The sequence below is a fragment of the Bacillus sp. LR--39 genome, from assembly GCF_053613335.1.
Genome location: NZ_JBSIOT010001129.1, coordinates 1 through 623 on the forward strand (window position 1 = coordinate 1; position 623 = coordinate 623).

The window sequence follows — 623 nt, forward strand, 5'->3', positions numbered from 1 at the left end:
GTCGTTAGTGTAATAGAAGGCCGTGTTTTTACCGAGGACGATGTCTTTCTTCTTCACATCCGGAAAGAAAATGTCGCTGTGTTTTTGAATATAGTTGTAAATGTATGTTTTTGTCTTATCCATTTTCGATTTTGTATTTAGGATGTCGGATAAATACACCCGTTTTTTAGAGACAAGGTCATAGTTGAAAGAGCGGACTGCCGTATTTCCGTGCGCTCCGCCGGAATAGACGTAATTGCTTGTCAGGATGCTCAGCTTTTGGCCGGTCCGGTATTTCACTTCAAAGGACGTTTGATAATCCGTTTGGTATCCGTGCTGTTGGCCGTCTTTCTTGTTTTTTACATAATCTTTGTAGGACTGCTCAATATAATGTTTAAAATCTTTGTTGATCTTGTTTTGGAGAGATTTGGGGCTTACATTTGAAACTTGCGGGTATTTCAAAGCCTTAATGTTTTTGTACGTATGGCTCGTGACCGTCGGTTTTTTTTCGTTTGCCGCGTGTGCAGAAGGAAGTGCGGCCGCACTGTACAGCGCAAAAAACAATACCCGTGTCATCAACATTCCGAACGCTTTAAACACTGTTTTTTTGTTCATAAAAACCCTCCTTAATCTGTCATTTTTTA

1 protein-coding gene is annotated in these 623 nt (G+C 40.4%); it reads right to left on the minus strand.

Annotation, left to right across the window (positions count from 1 at the left end; genetic code table 11):
- On the minus strand, window positions 1-594 hold a 594-nt coding region (locus tag ACWHAR_RS28895), incomplete at its 3' end, for a DUF4163 domain-containing protein (protein WP_452088675.1).
- Window positions 595-623 lie beyond the last annotated feature (29 nt).